Raw genomic sequence first — 1,851 nt, 5'->3', positions numbered from 1 at the left:
AACCGCCCGACTGCGAGGGCATTCGTACGCCATGGTGCCTGCCGTACGCTGATGGACGGGCGGGCTGTCGCCACACCCATCCTACGGCGGAGCCTGCATGCCGATCTCACGCTCTCGTGTGTGAGTTCACCCCATGGCCGCGTTTTAACACGCAACCATGACCTACGACGGCCTCATCCTTGGTTCCGGGCACAATGCACTCGTGCTCGCCTGCTACGCAGCACGTGCCGGGCTCAAGGTGGCCGTGGTGGAAAAAAACCCGGTGGCCGGCGGTGGTCTGGCCACAGTGGAGCATCCGGTGGGCTCCGGCTTTCGGCACAACACGCATTCCTTCTTTCATCGCGGCATCAATGCCATGCCGTGGTATCGCGAGCTGGAGCTGGAGCGCCATGGCGCGCGCTACATCGAGCCCGAGCTCAATGTGGCCATGATCCTGCCTCAGGACCGTGTGCTGGAGTGGTGGACGGATTTCGAAAAGACCTGCGCCTCCTTCGCCGAAATCTCACCGCGCGATGCTGTGCGCCTGCGCGAGTGGACGGAGCGCTTCCGCCCCATCGTGGAGCAGATCCTCATCCCCGAGGCGCAGCACGCCCCGCTGCCGCCGGCGGAGCGCATGCTCAAGCTGCAGCAGACCGCGCCCGGGCGCACGCTGCTGGAGGTGCAGGCCCTCTCGCCCGTCGAGTTTGTCATGCGCGAGTTTCAGCACCCCGCCGTGCGCGCGGGCCTGCTCTTCTTCAATGGCCTGCGGGAGGTGGACCTGCGGCAGAAAGGCTTCGGGCATTCCATCCCCGCGCTGCTTGCCAGCCCGCGCAAGGCGCAGATGTGCATCGGCGGTTCGCTCCGTCTGGCCGAGGCCCTGTGCGCGGACCTGCGCGAGCATGGCGGCGAGCTGTTCACGAACTGGCAGCCGCGCTCCATCCTCACGCGCAGCGGCCGTGCGTGCGGTGTGGAATCCATCACCGGAGACCGCATCGAGGCCACGCAGTTTGTCGCCAGCGGCCTGAACCCGCAGCAGACGTTTCTCGATCTCATCCCCGCAGACGTTGCGCCCTCGCATCTGCGGGAAAAAGCCGCCGCGTTTGAGTACAACCTCCTCGCTCCGCTGTTCGCGCTGAACCTCAACCTGAGCGAGCCGCCGCGCTATGCCGCCGCCGCATCGCATCCGGAGCTCAATCACGCCTTCATGACCATTCTCGGGCTCGATGACGTGGCGCAGTTTCATCACGTCGTCACCGCGCATGAGCGTGGCGAGATCCCCCGCACCGTCATGTGGGGGGCCTGCCCCACGCAGTTCGATCCCTCCCAGGCTCCCGCTGGCCGTCACACCGCCTTCATGTGGGAAAAGCTGCCCTACGCCCTGCGTGGCGATGCGCGAAACTGGGATGCCGAAAAAGACGCGCATGGCCGCGAGATGCTCGCGCTCTGGCAGGCCTACGCGCCCAATCTCGAAGGCGCCGTGCTGGACTCCTTCACCCGCAGCGCGCTGGATACCGAGCGCCTGCTGCCCAACATGATGCGCGGGGATTTGCTCGTCGGCTCCTTTGCCAATGACCAGACCGGCTATCACCGCCCTTTTCCCGGCGCAGGGAATTACCGCAGCGGCATCGAGGGGCTTTATCTCTGCGGCGGTTCCACCCATCCCGGCGGCAACGTCACCGGCCTCTGCGGCTTCAATGCCGCGAAGGTGGTGCTGGCGGATTGCGGAGTGTGAGTGGAAGGGGGCGCGGACACTCCTTGTATGATGGGGTTGTTCTGCAATCGTGATTGCGGCTAAGCTGGCCGCAGTCTGGATGCTGCGGCAGGCTGGCCCTTTACACCAACCTGCCGCAGAGCGTTCCGGGGAGCCTGCGG

General features: G+C 65.8%; 1 protein-coding gene. It reads left to right on the top strand.

From position 1 onward, the window contains the following. Window positions 1-157: 157 nt before the first annotated feature. Window positions 158-1,711 (top strand): phytoene desaturase family protein, encoded by a 1,554-nt coding sequence (locus ACFQDI_RS24975; protein WP_377172198.1) that lies wholly within the window; start codon window positions 158-160, stop codon window positions 1,709-1,711. The last annotated feature ends 140 nt before the right edge of the window (window positions 1,712-1,851 follow it).

The sequence above is a fragment of the Prosthecobacter fluviatilis genome, from assembly GCF_042655725.1.
In the GTDB taxonomy this organism is placed as follows: Bacteria; Verrucomicrobiota; Verrucomicrobiia; order Verrucomicrobiales; family Verrucomicrobiaceae; genus Prosthecobacter; species Prosthecobacter fluviatilis.
The sequence above is the reverse complement of the archived record's forward strand: the minus strand, read 5'-3'. Positions and strand labels throughout refer to the sequence as shown.